The organism is Lacisediminihabitans profunda (assembly GCF_008040105.1).
In the GTDB taxonomy this organism is placed as follows: domain Bacteria; phylum Actinomycetota; class Actinomycetes; order Actinomycetales; family Microbacteriaceae; genus Lacisediminihabitans; species Lacisediminihabitans profunda.
The window spans coordinates 1-16,326 of sequence record NZ_VRMG01000012.1; the positions used below are offsets into that span (position 1 = coordinate 1).

Consider the following 16,326-nt stretch of genomic DNA (forward strand, 5'->3'; position numbering starts at 1 on the left):
CACAACGTCCCTGGGAACTACACCTAGTACTTGAAGCCGAGTTCCTCGGGGTAGTCGCCGAGGGCCGTGAGGGTGGCCGCCGCGCGCTGCAGGTGGGCAAGGGTGAGGCCGAGCGTGCCCGGGCCGAAGCTCACGCGCGCGATTCCGAGCTCCGCGAGCCGCCTGAGCGGCACGGAGTTGGGGTCGGCGATCACCGCGACGGGTCCGTTCACGTCGCGCACGGCGCGCTCGACCAGTCCCTCGGTGGGCAGGCGCAGCACGAAGACGCTCGTCGCCCCGGCGTCGAGGTAGCGGTTGGCGCGGTCCATGGCCCCCGCCCAGTCGGCCGGCTTGCTCACGAGGGAGTCGACCCGCGCATTGATCGCGAGCGGCACGCCCGCGTCCTCCGCGGCGCGACGGGCGGCGGCGACCCGGGAGGCGGCATCCGCCGGCTCGCGCAGCGGTCCGCTCGCCGACTCGAGCGAGTCCTCGATGTTGAGGCCGGCCGCGCCCGCCTCGATCAGGCGGGCCACGTTCGCCCGCACGCCCGCGGCATCCGGGGCGTAGCCCTTCTCGAAGTCGACGGACACCGGAATGTCCACGGCGCCGGCGATGAGGCGTGCGGTCTCGAGGGCCTGCTGAACGGTGAGGCCCTCGTTGTCCGGAACCCCGTGCACGAAGCTCACGGCGTGGCTCGCGGTGGCGAGCGCCTTCACCCCGCGGGCCTGGGCCACGACGCGTGCCGTGACCGCGTCCCACACGTTCGTGACGATGAGGGGGTCACCCGGGATGTGCAGCGAGGCGAGCAGGGCGGCCTTGTCGGCGGTGGATGTCATTGCCTCAGCCTCTCAACTGCACGCCGCGAGCGCCAGCCGGGCGGCCTACTTAACCGGGGTGAACTCCCGCCGCGACTTCACCGGGATGAGCAGCAGCAGGCCGAGGAGCAGCACGATCACGATGCCCAGGATGCCCCAGTACTGTGCGCCCGCGACCGCCACGAAGGTGGAGAACAGGAGGGGGGCGAGGAAGCTCACCGCCCTGCCGGTCGTCGCGTAGAGGCCGAAGACCTCGCCCTCGCGGCCCGCCGGGGTGATTCGGGCGAGGAAGGTGCGGCTGGCCGACTGGGCCGGCCCCACGAAGAGGCAGAGGATGAGCCCGCCGATCCAGAACGCGCCGGCGCCCAGGTCGTGGGCGAGGAAGACGCCGACGCCGGCGAGGATCAGGCCGACCAGGGAGACGACGATCACCGGCTTCGCACCGAAACGGTCGTCGAACAGTCCGGAGACGAAGGTGCTCACGCCCGCGACGACGTTGGCGGCGATCGCGAAGATGATCACCTGGCCGCTGGAGAACCCGAAGGTGCCCTGGGCGAGGATGCCGCCGAAGGTGAACACGCCGACCAGCCCGTCGCGGAACAGCGCGCTCGAGATGAGGAAGAGCACGGTGTTGCGGCTCTCCTTCCAGAGGGTGGCGACATCCCGCACCAGCACGACGTAGGACTGGAAGAAGCCCACCTTCACCCGGCGGCTTCCCGCCTCGATCTCGGGCACGGTGAACAGGATCGGCAGCGAGAACACGAGCGTCCAGGCCGCGGAGATGACCGCGATGATGCGGATGTTGAGGCCGTTGTCGTGGGAGACGCCGAGGAAGCCGCCCGAGCTCGCGGTCAGCCCCACCAGACCGAGCAGCACGAACAGCAGCAGCACGATCCCGCCGAGGTAGCCGGCGCCCCAGCCGAGCCCGCTCACCTTGCCAACGGTGCGCGGGGTCGAGACCTGGATGAGCATGGCGTTGTAGTTGACGGTGGCGATCTCGTAGAACACGGTGCCCACCGAGATGAGCACCACGCCGAGCACGAAGTAGGCGGGCTTGCCCTGCACGAAGAAGAGCAGGGCGGTCGCGATGACCACGACCCCCGTGTTGATCGCGAGCCAGAGCTTGCGGCGGCCGGAGGCGTCCGTGCGCTGACCGAGCACCGGCGCGATCAGGGCGACGATGACGCCCGCGGCCGCGAGTCCGAAGCCGAGCCCGGAGGTGAGGGAGGCCTGCGCGGCGGTGAAGGCGGCGTGCGCCGGTCCCTTCAGGTCGACCTCGGCATCCCGTGCCGCGCTGATGGCGGGGCTCACGAAGTAGCTGCTCGTGAGGTACACGGTGAAGACGAAGGTGGTGATGACGGCGTTGAAGGCGGCGCCGCCCCAGTCCCAGAACGCCCAGGCCACGACCCAGCCGCGCGGGATCTTCTTTCCGGCCTGCAGGTCGAGGCCGGCGACCGTGGTCGTGGCGGTGTTGGCTGCTGGCGCGCCGGGTGTCGTGTCCGTCATGGTCACAGGGTAGTGGCGGCGCGCAAACAACGCGGGAACTGGGCTGCTCCCCTTCTGAAAACGCAGGAGATTTACCGCCAGACGGGTGGATCTGCATCGGATGCGGGGAGTCGGGGGCGGATCTCCTGCGTTTTCGGCGTGAGCCGTGGTCGGGCGCGAAACTGAGAGTTGAGCGGGATTGACTCAAGTTTTTGGTCCAGAACTTGACAATGAAATCCGCAGGTTCCAAACTTGAGTACGTGAGACTCAAGTCTCGCCGCGAACTTCGACGTACGAACCCGCGAAACCCCGCGCGAACTGACGCACAGCACCAAGGAGATTGAGCACATGGCTCGAGCAGTAGGCATTGACCTGGGAACCACCAATTCGGTGGTCTCCGTTCTCGAAGGTGGAGAACCCACCGTCATCACGAACGCCGAGGGCTTCCGCACGACCCCCTCCGTCGTGGCCTTCACCAAGGATGGCGAGGTGCTCGTCGGTGAGACCGCGAAGCGCCAGAACGTCACCAACGTCGACCGCACGATCTCGTCGGTCAAGCGCCACATGGGCACGAACTGGACCGTCGACATCGACGGCAAGAAGTACACGCCCCAGGAGATCTCGGCCCGCATCCTCGGCAAGCTCAAGCGCGACGCCGAGCAGTACCTCGGCGACACGGTGACGGATGCCGTGATCACCGTTCCCGCCTACTTCAACGACGCCGAGCGCCAGGCCACCAAGGAGGCCGGTGAGATCGCCGGACTCAACGTGCTGCGCATCATCAACGAGCCGACCGCGGCGGCGCTCGCCTACGGCCTCGACAAGGGCAAGGAAGACGAGCTCATCCTCGTCTTCGACCTCGGAGGCGGAACCTTCGACGTGTCCCTGCTCGAGGTGGGCAAGGACGACGACTTCTCCACCATCCAGGTGCGTTCGACCGCCGGCGACAACCGCCTCGGCGGTGACGACTGGGACCAGCGCGTCGTCGACCACCTGATCAAGCGCTTCAAGGACTCCACCGGCGTCGACGTGTCGAAGGACAAGATCGCCAAGCAGCGCCTCAAGGAGGCCGCGGAGCAGGCGAAGAAGGAGCTGTCGAGCTCGATGAGCACGAGCATCCAGCTCCCGTACCTCTCGCTCACCGAGAACGGCCCGGCCAACCTCGACGAGACGCTCACCCGCGCCAAGTTCGAGGAGCTCACCTCCGACCTGCTTGAGCGCACCCGCAAGCCGTTCCAGGACGTGATCAAGGAGGCCGGCATCAAGGTCGCCGACGTCGCGCACGTTGTTCTGGTCGGCGGATCGACACGCATGCCCGCCGTGGTCGAGCTGGTCAAGCAGCTCACCGGCGGCAAGGACCCGAACAAGGGCGTCAACCCGGATGAGGTGGTCGCCGTGGGCGCCGCCCTCCAGGCCGGCGTGCTGAAGGGCGAGCGCAAGGACGTTCTGCTCATCGACGTGACCCCCCTGAGCCTCGGAATCGAGACCAAGGGCGGCATCATGACCAAGCTCATCGAGCGCAACACGGCCATCCCGACCAAGCGCAGTGAGACCTTCACGACGGCCGACGACAACCAGCCGTCCGTGGCGATCCAGGTGTTCCAGGGCGAGCGCGAGTTCACCCGTGACAACAAGAACCTCGGCACCTTCGAGCTCACCGGCATCGCGCCGGCGCCGCGCGGCGTTCCGCAGGTCGAGGTCACCTTCGACATCGACGCCAACGGCATCGTGCACGTGTCCGCGAAGGACAAGGGCACCGGCAAGGAGCAGTCGATGACGATCACGGGAGGTTCATCCCTCTCCAAGGACGACATCGAGCGCATGGTGCGCGAGGCCGAGGAGCACGCCGCGGAAGACAAGGCCCGCCGCGAGGCAGCCGAGACCCGCAACACTGCCGAGCAGCTCGCGTACTCCACTGAGAAGCTCATCAAGGACAACGCCGACAAGCTGCCGGACGACGTCAAGACCGAGGTGCAGGCGGATGTCGACGCCCTCAAGAGCGCCCTCGCCGGCGACGACGAGACGGCCGTGAAGACCGCGTTCGATACCCTCAGCGAGAGCCAGCAGAAGATCGGACAGGCCATCTACTCCCAGGAGCAGGCGGCGGCCTCCGAGCCGGCCGCGTCGGGCGAGGCGCCCCAGGGGGCCCCGGCCGATGACGAGGACATCGTCGATGCCGAGGTTGTGGATGACGAGCCTGAGGAAGGCAAGAAGTAGCCATGGCCAACAAAAAGAATCCGAATCCGCCGGAGGGCGAGGACGGCAAGAACGGCAAGGACGAGCCGACCACGCCCGAGACACCGGGCGAGGAACTCATCGAGGCCGAGGGGCCGGACATCGAGACGTCGTTCACCGACGAGGATCTCGCCTTCCTCACCGGGCAGACGGCCGAGGCGCCGGCGGCGAGCGAGAACGTGGACGTGGCGCTCGAGCACCTCGCCGACCTCAAGCGCGTGCAGGCCGAGTTTGCGAACTATCGCAAGCGCGTCGACCGCGAACGGGCGGCAAGCCGTGAAGTGGTGATCGCCGAGGTCGTGAAGAGCCTGCTCCCGGTGCTCGACGACCTCGCGCTCGCCGAGGCGCACGGCGACCTGGAGGATGGGCCGATGGCCGTCATCGCCCAGAAGCTGCGCGCCGGTCTCGACAAGTTCGGGCTCTCCCTGGTGGGGGCGAAGGGCGACGTCTTCGATCCGCACCTGCACGAGGCGCTTGTGCAACTCCCGACCCCCGACGTGACGGTCAATACCGTCGCCGACGTGATCGCCCCCGGCTACAAGCTCGGTGAGCGATTGCTGCGTCCGGCGAAGGTCGCCGTCTCCGTTCCGGCGGAATAGCGTGAAACGGGGCGGCGGGCACACCCGCCGCCCCGTGAGCGCCCGGGAAGGTCAGTCTCTGTGACAATCGATCACAGCAAGTTTCAGCAGGGAGGCGCCCATGGCCAGCCAGGACTGGTTCGATAAGGACTTCTACGCCGTGCTCGGCGTGTCCAAGGACGTCTCGGCGGCCGATCTCAAGAAGACGTACCGCAAGCTCGCCCGCAAGTACCACCCCGACTCGAACCCGGGAGATGCGGCGGCCGAGGCGAAGTTCAAGGAGATCAGCGAGGCGCATTCCGTGCTCGGCGACCCCGAGCAACGCAAGGAGTACGACCAGATGCGCGCGATGGGCCCGGGCCGGCCGCGCTTCACGTCCGGCGGGTCCGGCCAGGCCGGCGGCTTCGAGGACGTGTTCGGCGGCATGTTCGGGCAGGGCGCTCAGCGAGGCGGATTCGCGCCGAGCGGTGCCGGAGCCGGCGGCTTCGACGACATCTTCGGCGGCCTCTTCGGCGGCGGGGCCTTCGGCCAGTCGAGCGGCGGCTTCCGCGGGGCGGCCGGCCCGACCAAGGGCCGCGACCTCGCCGCAAGCACCACCCTCGACTTCGTCACGGCCATCAACGGCGACACGGTGAAGCTGCAGCCGGCGGAGGGCAAGCCGATCAGCGTCAAGATTCCGGCCGGCGTGAGTGACGGCCAGAAGATCCGGCTCAAGGGCAAGGGAGAACCGAGCCACGACGGGGGCGCCCCGGGCGACCTCGTTCTCACGATCACCGTGCGGCGGCATCCGGTGTTCGAACGTGACGGACTGAACCTGCGGGTGGATGTGCCGGTCACCTTCACCGAGGCGACGCTGGGGGCGACGATCGAGGTTCCCACTCTCGGCGCAGAACCCGTGAAACTGCGGGTCGCTCCCGGCACCCCGAGCGGACGGGTGCTGCGCGTGAAGGGCCGCGGAGTCACCTCGACGAAGGGCGTCGGCGACCTGCTCGCCACGGTGCAGGTGGCCGTTCCCGCCCATCTCACCGCCGAGGCGCGCGAGGCGCTCGAGAAGTTCGCCGCCCTGCAGCCGGCCGAGAACCCGCGCGCCGAGCTGATCGACAAGGCGAGGAGAGGCTGACCGTGGAGTCGACGGACCCGGTGTTCGCGATAGCGATCGCCGCGGAGCTCGCGGGGATGCACCCGCAGACGCTGCGCCAGTACGATCGGCTCCAATTGGTGATCCCGCAGCGCACGTCAGGGCAGTCCCGGCGGTATTCTCTGCGCGACATCGACCAGCTGCGCGAGATCGCGAGACTCGGCGCCGAGGGAGTGAGCCTCGAGGGCATCCGGCGTGTGCTCCAACTCGAGAACCAGGTCGCCGCCCTCAGCCGTCGGGTTCGCGAACTCGAGCACGCCCTCGCGGACGAGATGATCGCCCGCCCGGGGCAGCGGGTGTTCGCCGCTGGGGAGTCGGGCGATGTCGTGTCGATCCGGGCGGGAACGCGCGCGCGCCGCAACACCCAGGTGGTGGTGTGGCGGCCGCTCGGCCATGACTGATTCGCCCCCGTCCCGCTCGCACGACCTGCCGAACGAAGGAATCCGCACCATGTCCGACTCGTCTCCGTACCGGGCCGCCTACGCGCCGCGAGCCATCCGCCCCCCGATCGCGACCAATGCCTGACAACGACGCTCCCCAGTTCGATCTCGATCGGCTGCGCCGCTGGCCCGACGTTGAGGCGCCCAACCTGTTCGCGGTCGATGCGAGCGACCGGCTCATCCTCGACGAGGCGGCGGAGGCGGTCGCCGCCGCCCCACCCGGCACCGTCGTCGTGATCAACGACCATTACGGGGCCCTCGCGATCGGTGCCGCGGCGAACCTCGGTGCCACGGGCGTGCGCGTCTTCCAGGACGCCCTCGTGGGGGAGGCGGCGCTCGCCGCGAACGCGCGGGGCGTCACGACCGATCTGACGAGCCTGCCGCTCGGCGAGTCCCTGCTCTCCGGCGCGACCGTCGTGCTGCTGCAGGTGCCGCGCTCGCTCGCCGAGCTCGACGAGATCGCGGGCGAGATCGCTCGCTGGGCGGACCCGTCCGTCGTCGTCTACGCCGGGGGACGCATCAAGCACCTCTCGCTGACCATGAACTCCGTGCTCACGAAGCACTTCGGCCGGCTGGATGTCTCCCTCGCGCGCCAGAAGTCCCGGGTGCTGATCGCCCGCGAGCCTCGCGCCGCGGCGTCGGACTTCCCCGTGCGCGAGTACAACCAGGAGCTCGGGCTCTGGGTGTGCGCCCACGGCGCGGTGTTCGCCGGGGCGAAGCTCGACCTCGGCACCCGCCTGCTGCTCTCGGTTCTGGACGACGCGCTTCCCGCTGCCGCCACGGCCATCGATCTCGGCAGCGGCACCGGCATCCTCGCGGCCTCGCTCGCGCGATCGCGCCCGGGCATCTCGGTGATCGCCACCGACCAGTCCGCCGCTGCGGTGGCATCCTCCCTGGCCACTGTGGAGGCCAACGGTCTTGCCGACCGGGTCTCGGTGGTGCGCGACGACGGGCTGAAGTCCCAACCAGACTCGAGCGCCGACCTGATCGTGCTGAACCCCCCGTTCCACGTGGGGGCGACTGTGCACACCGGTCTCGCCGACCGCCTGTTCCGGGATGCCGCCCGCGTGCTGCGGCCCGGCGGCGAGCTCTGGACCGTCTACAACTCGCATCTCGACTATCGGCCGACGCTGCAGTCGGTGATCGGCTCCACCCGCGAGGTGGTGCGCAACAACAAATTCACGGTCACGTCCTCGCGCAGGCGTGTCCTCCTGACCGCTGGTGAAGTTAACTTGAGTCCGATAGACTCAAGTTTGGAAAGGTAGAACTCATGGCCAACATGCAGGGCGCCCCCGGCTCCGACGAGGAGCAGCAATCCGCGCTCGAGAAGTACGGTGTCGACCTCACGGCGATCGCCCGCACCGGCAAGCTCGACCCGGTGATCGGTCGCGACGCCGAGATCCGGCGCGTGAGCCAGGTGCTCACCCGTCGCACCAAGAACAACCCGGTACTCATCGGTGAGCCCGGCGTCGGCAAGACCGCCGTCGTCGAGGGCCTCGCCCAGCGCATCGTTGCGGGCGACGTCGCCGACTCGCTCAAGGGCAAGCGTCTCGTCTCGCTGGACCTCGCCGCCCTCGTCGCCGGCGCCAAGTACCGCGGCGAGTTCGAGGAGCGCCTCAAGGCCGTGCTCAAGGAGATCAACGACGCCAACGGCGAGATCATCACCTTCGTCGACGAACTGCACACGCTCATGGGTGCGGGCGGCGGGGAGGGCTCGGTCGCGGCATCCAACATGCTCAAGCCCATGCTCGCCCGCGGCGAACTGCGCCTGATCGGGGCGACCACACTCGACGAGTACCGCGAATACATCGAGAAGGATGCGGCGCTCGAGCGCCGCTTCCAGCAGGTGTTCGTGGGCGAACCGAGTGTCGAGGACACCATCGCGATCCTGCGCGGACTCAAGGAGCGCTACGAGGCGCACCACAAGGTGGCGATCGCGGACACCGCCCTCGTTGCCGCCGCCGCGCTCAGCAACCGCTACATCTCCGGCCGTCAACTGCCTGACAAGGCGATCGACCTCATCGACGAGGCGGCCTCCCGACTGCGCATGGAGATCGACTCGGCTCCGGTCGAGATCGACGAGCTGCGCCGGAGCGTCGACCGGCTGAAGCTCGAGGAGCTCGCGCTCAAGAAGGAGAAGGACGAGGCGAGCAAGCAGAGGCTCGAGAAGCTCCGCTCCGACCTGGTGGAGAAGGGGATGGCGCTCAAGGAACTGCAGGACCGCTGGGAGAAGGAGCGCGCAGTGCTCAACCGCATCGGCGAGCTCAAGGAGAAGCTCGATGCGGCCCGCATGCAGGCCGAGCGGGCCCAGCGCGAGGGCAACCTCGAGAAGGCCTCCCGGCTGCTCTACGGCGAGATCCCGGTGATCGAGCGGGAGCTCGCCGAGGCGGAGAAGTCCGAGGCCGGAACGCCGCTGATGGTCAACGACCAGGTGACGGCCGAGGACATCGCGGCCGTGATCGCCATGTGGACGGGCATCCCGGTCGGTCGGCTCATGCAGGGCGAGACCGAGAAGCTGCTGGGCCTGGAGGGCGAGCTCGGCAAAAGGCTCGTCGGCCAGAAGCGTGCGGTGCGTTCCGTCGCCGAGGCCGTGCGGCGTTCGCGTGCCGGCATCGCCGACGCCGACCGCCCCACCGGATCGTTCCTCTTCCTCGGCCCCACCGGCGTCGGCAAGACGGAGCTCGCCAAGGCGCTCGCCGAGTTCCTCTTCGACAACGAGAAGTCGATGATCCGCATCGACATGAGCGAGTACGGCGAACGCCACTCGGTCGCGAGGCTGCTTGGTGCCCCTCCCGGCTACATCGGCTACGAGCAGGGCGGCCAGCTCACCGAGGCCGTGCGGCGACGCCCATACTCGGTCGTGCTGCTCGACGAGGTGGAGAAGGCCCACAGCGACGTCTTCGACGTGCTGCTGCAGGTGCTCGACGACGGCCGGCTCACCGATGGCCAGGGCCGCACGGTGGACTTCCGCAACGTGATCCTCATCCTCACCTCCAACCTCGGCAGCCAGTATCTGGTCGACCAGACGCTGACCCTCGAGGCCAAGGAGGACGCGGTCAACGCGATGGTGCGCCAGGCGTTCAAGCCGGAGTTCCTCAACCGGCTCGACGACATCGTGATCTTCTCGGCGCTCTCCATGGACGACCTCGCCCAGATCGTTGAGCTCTACATCGACCGCTTGTCGAGGAGACTGCAGGACCGCCGCCTCGAACTCGCGGTGACCCCGGATGCCCGGGCCTGGCTCGCCGAGCGCGGCTACGACCCGATCTACGGCGCCCGGCCGCTTCGTCGGCTGATGCAGCACGAGATCGACGACAAGCTCGCGACGGCGCTGCTCAGCGGGGAGATCCGCGACGGCAACACCGTGCTCGTCGACCTCGACTCCGATCACGACACCCTGACCATCCGCAAGGCCGAGTAGCGCCGCTGCCGCCTCCCCACCCTGTCCCGCCCCAGCCCCGCCTCCCCTTCCGAAATCCATGCATTCCTGACGACACGCCGGGTGGTTTACCCGCCACGCCGCAGGTCGCCGAGAATTGCATGGATTTCGGAAGGGCACGGGGCACGAATAAGCTCGAATCATGCGCGCAACAGTGATTCACGGTAAGCGGGATGTCCGACTCGAGGAGGTCGCGCAGCCGCGGCTTTCGACCGGGGGAGACGCGATCGTGCGCGTGGTCGCCTCCTGCGTCTGCGGATCGGACCTCTGGCCGTACCGCGGCGTGACGCCCACCGATCATCCGCACCGCATCGGGCACGAGTTTGTCGGCATCGTGGAGGAGGTCGGGCCGGACGTCGTCACGGTCAAGCCGGGAGACTTCGTGATTGCGCCGTTCTACGACTGCGACATGACCTGCGTGAACTGCCTCAACGGCGTCAGCACCTCCTGCCTCAACGGCGGGTGGTGGGGCGCCGACGACCGCCTCGGCGGCTTCGCCGACGGCGGGCAGGGCGAGTTCGTGCGCGTCCCGCACGCCGACGGGTCCCTCGTCGCGACGCCCGGCAAGCCGGACGCGTCCCTCATCCCCGGCCTGCTGAGCCTCGCCGACGTGATGGGCACCGGGCACCACGCCGCCGTCTCGGCCGGCGTCACGGTCGGCAGCACGGTCGTCGTCGTGGGCGACGGCGCGGTCGGATTGTGCGCCGTGATCGCTGCGAAGCGCCTCGGTGCCTCGCGAATCGTGTCGATGTCCCGGCATCCCCAGCGCCAGGCGCTCGCGAGAGAGTTCGGAGCCACGGATGTCGTGGAGGAGCGCGGGGACGAGGGCGTCGCCCGCATCAAGGCCATGTTCGACGGCGTCGGAGCGGATTGCGTGCTCGAGTGCGTCGGCACGAGCGAGTCGATGGACCAGGCCATCCGTTCCACCCGACCGGGGGGAACCGTCGGCTACGTCGGCGCCCCGAGCGGCGGCTCTGCGTTGCCGATCCGTCCCCTCTTCAACTCCAACATCGGGGTGAACGGCGGAGTGGCGCCGGTGCGCAACTACGTGCAGGAGCTGCTGTCCGAGGTGCTCTCCGGTGCGATCGAGCCCGGCCGGGTCTTCGACCTCGAGCTCCCTCTCGCCGAGGTCGCCGAGGCCTACGCGGCCATGGACGAGCGTCGCGCGATCAAGGTGCTGCTGCGGCCGTAGTCCTGGGCCGCTTGAGGTCCGGCCCTCGAGATCCTACGCCGAGAGCTCCTCGGTGATCGCCGCGACGAACGCGTCAACGTCGTCCTCCGTGGTGTCGAAGGCGGTCATCCAGCGCACCTCGCCGCCCGCGCGGTCCCAGTCGTAGAAGCGGAATCGTTCGCGGATGCGGTCGGCCGCCTCGTTGGGCAGCACCGCGAACACGGCGTTGGCCTGGGTCTCCTGGCTGAAGGAGAGCCCGCTGATGGCGCCGGCCGCGATCTCGGTCTCGAGCGAGTGCCGGAGATGCGCCGCCATCGCGTTGGCGTGGCGGGCCGAATCGAGCCACAGGTTGTCGGTGAGCAGCGCGATGAGCTGCGCGGAGACGAAGCGCATCTTCGAGGCGAGCTGCATGTTGAGCTTGCGCAGGTAGATCAGGCCGTCCGACGCTTGCGGGTTGAGCGCGACGATCGCCTCGCCGTAGAGCACGCCGTTCTTGGTGCCGCCGAAGCTCAGGATGTCGACTCCGGCATCCGTGGTGAACTCGCGCAGTGGCACCCCCAGGGCGGCCGCGGCGTTGGAGACCCGGGCGCCGTCCATGTGAAGCTTCATCCCGAGCGAGTGGGCATGCTCGGCGATGGCGCGCACCTCGTCCACGCTGTACAGCGTGCCGAGCTCGGTGGTCTGCGTGATGCTCACGGCAAGCGGCTGCGGTCGGTGCTCGTCGCCCCAGCCCCAGGCCTCCCGGTCGATGAGATCCGGCGTGAGCTTGCCGTCCGGCGTCGGGATCGTGAGCAGCTTGAGCCCGCTGATCCGTTCGGGCGCTCCGCCCTCGTCGGTGTGGATGTGGGCGGTGCTCGTGGCAACGACCGCGCCCCAGCGCGGCAGGATGCTGGTGAGCGCCGTGACGTTCGCCCCGGTGCCGTTGAACACCGGGAACGTTTCGGCCTGGTCGCCGAAGTGTTGCTTCATCACGTCCTGCAGCCGGGCGGTGTAGACGTCTTCACCGTAGGCGATCTGGTGGCCGCCGTTGGCCTCCGCGATCGCCGCGATGACCTCGGGGTGAGCGCCTGCGTAGTTGTCTGAAGCGAAGCCGCGGTAGTTCTCGTCATGAAGTTTCACGAGACCAGTCTCTCGCGTTCGGGGGCTTTCTGGGCCGTCCGCCCACGCGGTCTGGCTCAGGAGACTCCCGTTGTGCAGGACGTGGTGTGCAGGACGTGCCGTTGCCGGTTGTTCGGGGCGGCTGTCTGGGGTGGTCTTGCTCGGCAGACTCTGGTTGTGCAGGACGTGGTGTGAAGGACGTCTCGTCGCCGGTCGTGCGAGATGCGCCGGGACGGGGTGTCCTGCAGAACGGGAGTCTGCGGGGCGGCGGGTTCGTGGGGGCGGGTGTCCTGCAGAACGGGAGTCTGCGGGGCGGCGGGTTCGTGGGGGCGGGTGTCCTGCAGAACGGGAGTCTGCGGGGCGACGGGTTCATGGGGCGAGGTGTCCTGCAGAACGGGAGTCTGCGGGGCGACGACACGAGTGGGCGAGGGTGGGGCGAGCGGGCGGGCGGGTGCCGGCCGACGGGTGTCGGGCGGAGTGGCGTGGGGCTCAACGGGGGTGTCGATGCGTATCGAAAACGGCTTGCCTTGCAAACTAAACCGGTATAGAGTGCCCCTAAACCGGTTAAGAAGCAGCCCAAAACTCAGCGCGGAGGCCCTCATGACGATACGACCGACGATCGCGGACGTGGCCCGCGAGGCCGGCGTGAGCAAGGGCCTGGTGTCTTTCGCTCTCAACGATCGCCCCGGCGTCGCCGCTGAGACCCGCGACCGCATCCTTTCCGTCGCCAACGCGCTCGGCTGGCGGCCGAGCGTTCGCGCACGATCGCTCAGCACCGACCGGTCTTTCGCCCTCGGCCTCGTCATCGCCAGGGACCCCGAGATCATCTCGAGCGACCCGTTCTTCCCGGCCTTCATCGCCGGCATCGAGGGCGCGCTCGCCCCCGCCGGCCAGGCGCTCGTCGTGAGCATGGTGTCGAACGAGGAGGCGGAGGTCGCGAGCTACCGGCAGCTCGCCGCCCACGACCGGGTCGACGGCGTGATCCTCACTGACCTTCGACGCAACGACCCCAGAATCGCCCTGCTCGAGGGGTTGCGCCTCAAGGCGGTCACCCTCGGGCATCCGGATGTGGAGTCAAGCTTTCCCGCGGTGGCGGTGGACGACGGGCCAGGCATCCACTCGGCCGTCGAGCACCTTGCCGCACTCGGGCACCGGCGCATCGCGCACGTGGCCGGCCCGTCGTCGATGCTGCACGGAGGTCGCCGCAGCCAGTCCTTCATCGATGCTCTCCGAGCCCTCGGCCTCGCGAGCGACCTCGTGGTCGAGACCGACTTCAGCGCGGCGGGCGGCGCCAAGACGACCGCGGCCCTCCTCGACCTCGACGAGCCGCCGACCGCGATCGTCTTCGCGAACGACCTCATGGCGATCGCCGGTCTCGGCGTCGCCCAGCGGCGCGGGCTGCGGGTGCCGGACGACCTCTCCATCACCGGGTTCGACGGCAGCGACATCGGTGCCTACCTCTACCCCTCGCTCACCACCGTGACCACCCCCGTGCTCGAGTGGGGTCGCGCCTCAGCCGAGCTGCTTCTCCGGTCGGTGATCGGCGACGACGACGTGCACGACATCGAGCTCCCGGCGGCCCAGTTGCTGGTGCGGATGTCGACGGCCCCACCCCGAACCATCCGTTAGCTCGACCCCAGACCATCCCTTCCATCACACCAACACCGACGGCGAAGTCGCCGTCGGACAACTGAAAGGAAACGACTGTGCAGAGACGAACAGTCATCGGAGCGTCAGTACTCCTGACCGCGGCACTCGCCCTCAGCGCGTGCAGCGGGGGAGCGACGACCAGTTCCACGGCCAAGCACGGACCCATCACCATCTGGTACTCCAACAACGAGCAAGAGGTCGCCTGGGGCAAGCAGATGGTGTCGGCGTGGAACGCCACGCACCCCAAGGAGCAGGTCAAGGGCCAGGAGATCCCGGCCGGCAAGAGCAGCGAAGAAGTGATCGGCGCCGCCATCGCCGCCGGTAACGCCCCCTGTCTCATCTACAACACGGCGCCAGCCGCGGTCGGCCAGTTCGAGAAGCAGGGCGGCCTCGTCGACCTGTCCAAGATCTCCGGCGGCGCAGCCTACATCGAGGCGCGCAGCGGAAAGGTCGCCGACCAGTACAAGAACGCCGCTGGCGACTACTTCCAGATGCCCTGGAAGTCGAACCCCGTCGTGATCTTCTACAACAAGGACATGTTCACCAAGGCGGGCCTCGACCCCGAGAACCCGAAGCTCTCCACCTACGCCGACTTCATCGACACCTCGAAGAAGCTCGTGGCTGCTGGAGTCTCCAAGGTGGCCATCCAGCCGGCACCGACCAGCGAGTTCTTCCAGACCCAGTTCGACTTCTACCCGCTCTACGCCGCCGCGACCAACGGCAAGCAGATCGTGCAGGACAACAAGTCGACGTTCGCGAACCAGGCCGGCTACGACGTGGCCGACTTCTGGCAGACGATGTACAAGGACAAGCTGTCGAGCCCCGAGCAATACACGGGAGACTCGTTCGCCGCGGGTAACTCGGCCATGGCGATCGTCGGCCCGTGGGCCGTGTCCGTCTACAAGGACGTGAACTGGGGATCGGTGCCGGTGCCCACCAAGAACGGCACTCCGGCCAACAAGACCTGGACCTTCAGCGACGCCAAGAACATCGGACTCTACTCCGCCTGCAAGGCCCAGGGCACGGCGTGGGATGTGCTCAAGTTCTCGACCAGCAAGGCGCAGGACCAGAAGCTGCTCGAGCTGACGGGACAGATGCCGCTCCGCAAGGACCTGCAGACCACCTACGCGAGCTACTTCGAGAAGAACCCGACGTACAAGGCGTTCGGCGACCAGGCCTCCCGCACGGTGGAGGTGCCGCCGGGCCCGAACACCGTCGAGATGCTCCAGGCCTTCCGCGACGCGTGGACGAAGACCGTCGTCACCGGCAGCGGTGACGTGAAGAGCGCCCTGAACGCCGCCGCTTCGAAGATCGACACGATCGCGAAGCAGAAGTAGTCATGACCTCCACCCTGACGCCTCCGGCGGTCTCACGACCGCCGGAGGGCGGCAAGCGGAAACGACGCCGGCCGTTCTTCGGCAAGAATCCCCTCGGTCTGCTGTTCAGCGCGCCCTACCTGGTGTTCGTCATCCTGGTCTTCGCGTATCCACTCGTCTACTCCGTGTGGATCTCGTTCCATGACTTCTTCTTCGCGGCCCCCGGGGCGCAGGTGGATCGCCCATTCGTGGGCCTGGAGAACTACATCACGGCGTTCAGCGACCCGGCGGTGATCCGCTCGTTCGGCAACGTCGGCATCTTCCTGTTGATCAACGTGCCGCTGACGGTTGTGCTGTCGTTACTGCTCGCCAGCGCCCTCAACAAGGTGACGCACTTCCGGGCGTTTCTCCGGGTGAGTTTCTACGTGCCGTACCTCACCGCGAGCGTCGCGGTGGTGGCGGTCTGGCTCTTCCTCTTCAACGGCAACGGCATCGTCAACCAGGTGCTCGGTCCGCTGGCGCCGAGTCCGTCGTGGCTGGTGAACGAGCACTGGGCGATGCCCTCCATCGCGCTGTTCGTCACCTGGAAGCAGCTCGGCTTCTACATCCTGCTCTACCTTGCGGCGCTCCAGGCAGTGCCGCAGGAGCTCTACGAGTCCGCGTCCACCGACGGGGCCGGCGCCGTGCGCAGCTTCTTCTCGGTGACGGTGCCGGGCGTGCGACCGGCCACCGTGCTCGTGTTGCTCGTCTCCACCGTGACCGGGGCGAACCTGTTCACCGAGCCGTACCTGCTCACCGGAGGTGGCGGGCCCAACGGGGCATCCGCCTCGCCGGTGCTGATCATGTACCAGGACGGCCTGCAGCAGGGCCACCCGGATACCGCGGCCGCCATCGGCGTCGTGCTCGTCATCGTGGTGCTGGGCATCGCCTGGCTGCAGAACCGCTTCGCGGGAGGTAATGACTGATGGCAAAGCAATTGTTC

14 protein-coding genes are annotated in these 16,326 nt (G+C 68.2%); 11 read left to right on the forward strand and 3 right to left on the reverse strand.

Translation table 11 applies throughout. The features are described from left to right. Positions 1-23: 23 nt before the first annotated feature. Together FVP33_RS16645 and FVP33_RS16650 are read right to left on the reverse strand one after the other, a co-directional pair. Complete coding sequence (locus tag FVP33_RS16645; RefSeq protein WP_147784823.1) at positions 24-815, reverse strand: isocitrate lyase/PEP mutase family protein; 792 nt, start codon at positions 813-815, stop codon at positions 24-26. A gap of 45 nt (positions 816-860) precedes the next feature. Continuing rightward, positions 861-2,300, reverse strand: a complete 1,440-nt coding sequence (locus tag FVP33_RS16650; protein ID WP_147784824.1) for an MFS transporter — start codon at positions 2,298-2,300, stop codon at positions 861-863. A gap of 327 nt (positions 2,301-2,627) precedes the next feature. Between FVP33_RS16650 and dnaK the strand changes: the two genes are divergently transcribed. From dnaK to FVP33_RS16685, 8 genes are all read left to right on the forward strand, one after another. Further along, entirely contained in the window at positions 2,628-4,496 is a 1,869-nt protein-coding gene (gene dnaK / locus FVP33_RS16655) for a molecular chaperone DnaK (protein WP_147784825.1), read from the forward strand. A 2-nt stretch (positions 4,497-4,498) separates the two neighbouring features. After that, positions 4,499-5,113 (forward strand): nucleotide exchange factor GrpE, encoded by a 615-nt coding sequence (locus FVP33_RS16660; protein ID WP_147784826.1) that lies wholly within the window; start codon positions 4,499-4,501, stop codon positions 5,111-5,113. A 100-nt stretch (positions 5,114-5,213) separates the two neighbouring features. Beyond that, positions 5,214-6,212 carry a DnaJ C-terminal domain-containing protein gene (locus tag FVP33_RS16665; RefSeq protein WP_147784827.1) on the forward strand — a complete coding sequence of 333 codons (999 nt, stop codon included), beginning with the start codon at positions 5,214-5,216 and terminating at the stop codon, positions 6,210-6,212. Positions 6,213-6,214: 2 nt separating this feature from the next. Continuing rightward, positions 6,215-6,631: a heat shock protein transcriptional repressor HspR gene (locus FVP33_RS16670; protein ID WP_147784828.1), complete on the forward strand. Its 417-nt coding sequence runs from the start codon at positions 6,215-6,217 to the stop codon at positions 6,629-6,631. Continuing rightward, positions 6,624-6,755 (forward strand): hypothetical protein, encoded by a 132-nt coding sequence (locus tag FVP33_RS20115; protein ID WP_281289406.1) that lies wholly within the window; start codon positions 6,624-6,626, stop codon positions 6,753-6,755. Before FVP33_RS16670 ends, FVP33_RS20115 begins: the two co-directional genes overlap by 8 nt. Beyond that, positions 6,748-7,935 carry a class I SAM-dependent methyltransferase gene (locus FVP33_RS16675; RefSeq protein ID WP_147784829.1) on the forward strand — a complete coding sequence of 396 codons (1,188 nt, stop codon included), beginning with the start codon at positions 6,748-6,750 and terminating at the stop codon, positions 7,933-7,935. Before FVP33_RS20115 ends, FVP33_RS16675 begins: the two co-directional genes overlap by 8 nt. A gap of 5 nt (positions 7,936-7,940) precedes the next feature. Then, the gene (locus FVP33_RS16680; RefSeq protein ID WP_147784830.1) at positions 7,941-10,091 is read left to right on the forward strand and encodes an ATP-dependent Clp protease ATP-binding subunit; all 2,151 of its coding nucleotides are present in this window, start codon (positions 7,941-7,943) and stop codon (positions 10,089-10,091) included. Between the two features lie 160 nt (positions 10,092-10,251). Then, entirely contained in the window at positions 10,252-11,301 is a 1,050-nt protein-coding gene (locus FVP33_RS16685) for a zinc-dependent alcohol dehydrogenase family protein (protein WP_147784831.1), read from the forward strand. A 33-nt stretch (positions 11,302-11,334) separates the two neighbouring features. Here FVP33_RS16685 and FVP33_RS16690 read toward each other — a convergent pair whose 3' ends face one another. Next, positions 11,335-12,399 carry a threonine aldolase family protein gene (locus tag FVP33_RS16690; RefSeq protein WP_147784832.1) on the reverse strand — a complete coding sequence of 355 codons (1,065 nt, stop codon included), beginning with the start codon at positions 12,397-12,399 and terminating at the stop codon, positions 11,335-11,337. Positions 12,400-12,978: 579 nt separating this feature from the next. Here FVP33_RS16690 and FVP33_RS16695 point away from each other — a divergent pair. The 3 genes from FVP33_RS16695 to FVP33_RS16705 all read left to right on the forward strand — a co-directional run bounded on the left by FVP33_RS16695 (position 12,979) and on the right by FVP33_RS16705 (position 16,309). Beyond that, on the forward strand, positions 12,979-14,007 hold the full coding sequence (locus FVP33_RS16695; protein WP_147784833.1) for a LacI family DNA-binding transcriptional regulator: 1,029 nt from the start codon (positions 12,979-12,981) through the stop codon (positions 14,005-14,007). Positions 14,008-14,084: 77 nt separating this feature from the next. Next, the gene (locus FVP33_RS16700) at positions 14,085-15,365 is read left to right on the forward strand and encodes an extracellular solute-binding protein (protein ID WP_147784834.1); all 1,281 of its coding nucleotides are present in this window, start codon (positions 14,085-14,087) and stop codon (positions 15,363-15,365) included. A 2-nt stretch (positions 15,366-15,367) separates the two neighbouring features. Continuing rightward, positions 15,368-16,309, forward strand: a complete 942-nt coding sequence (locus FVP33_RS16705; RefSeq protein ID WP_147784835.1) for a carbohydrate ABC transporter permease — start codon at positions 15,368-15,370, stop codon at positions 16,307-16,309. Positions 16,310-16,326 lie beyond the last annotated feature (17 nt).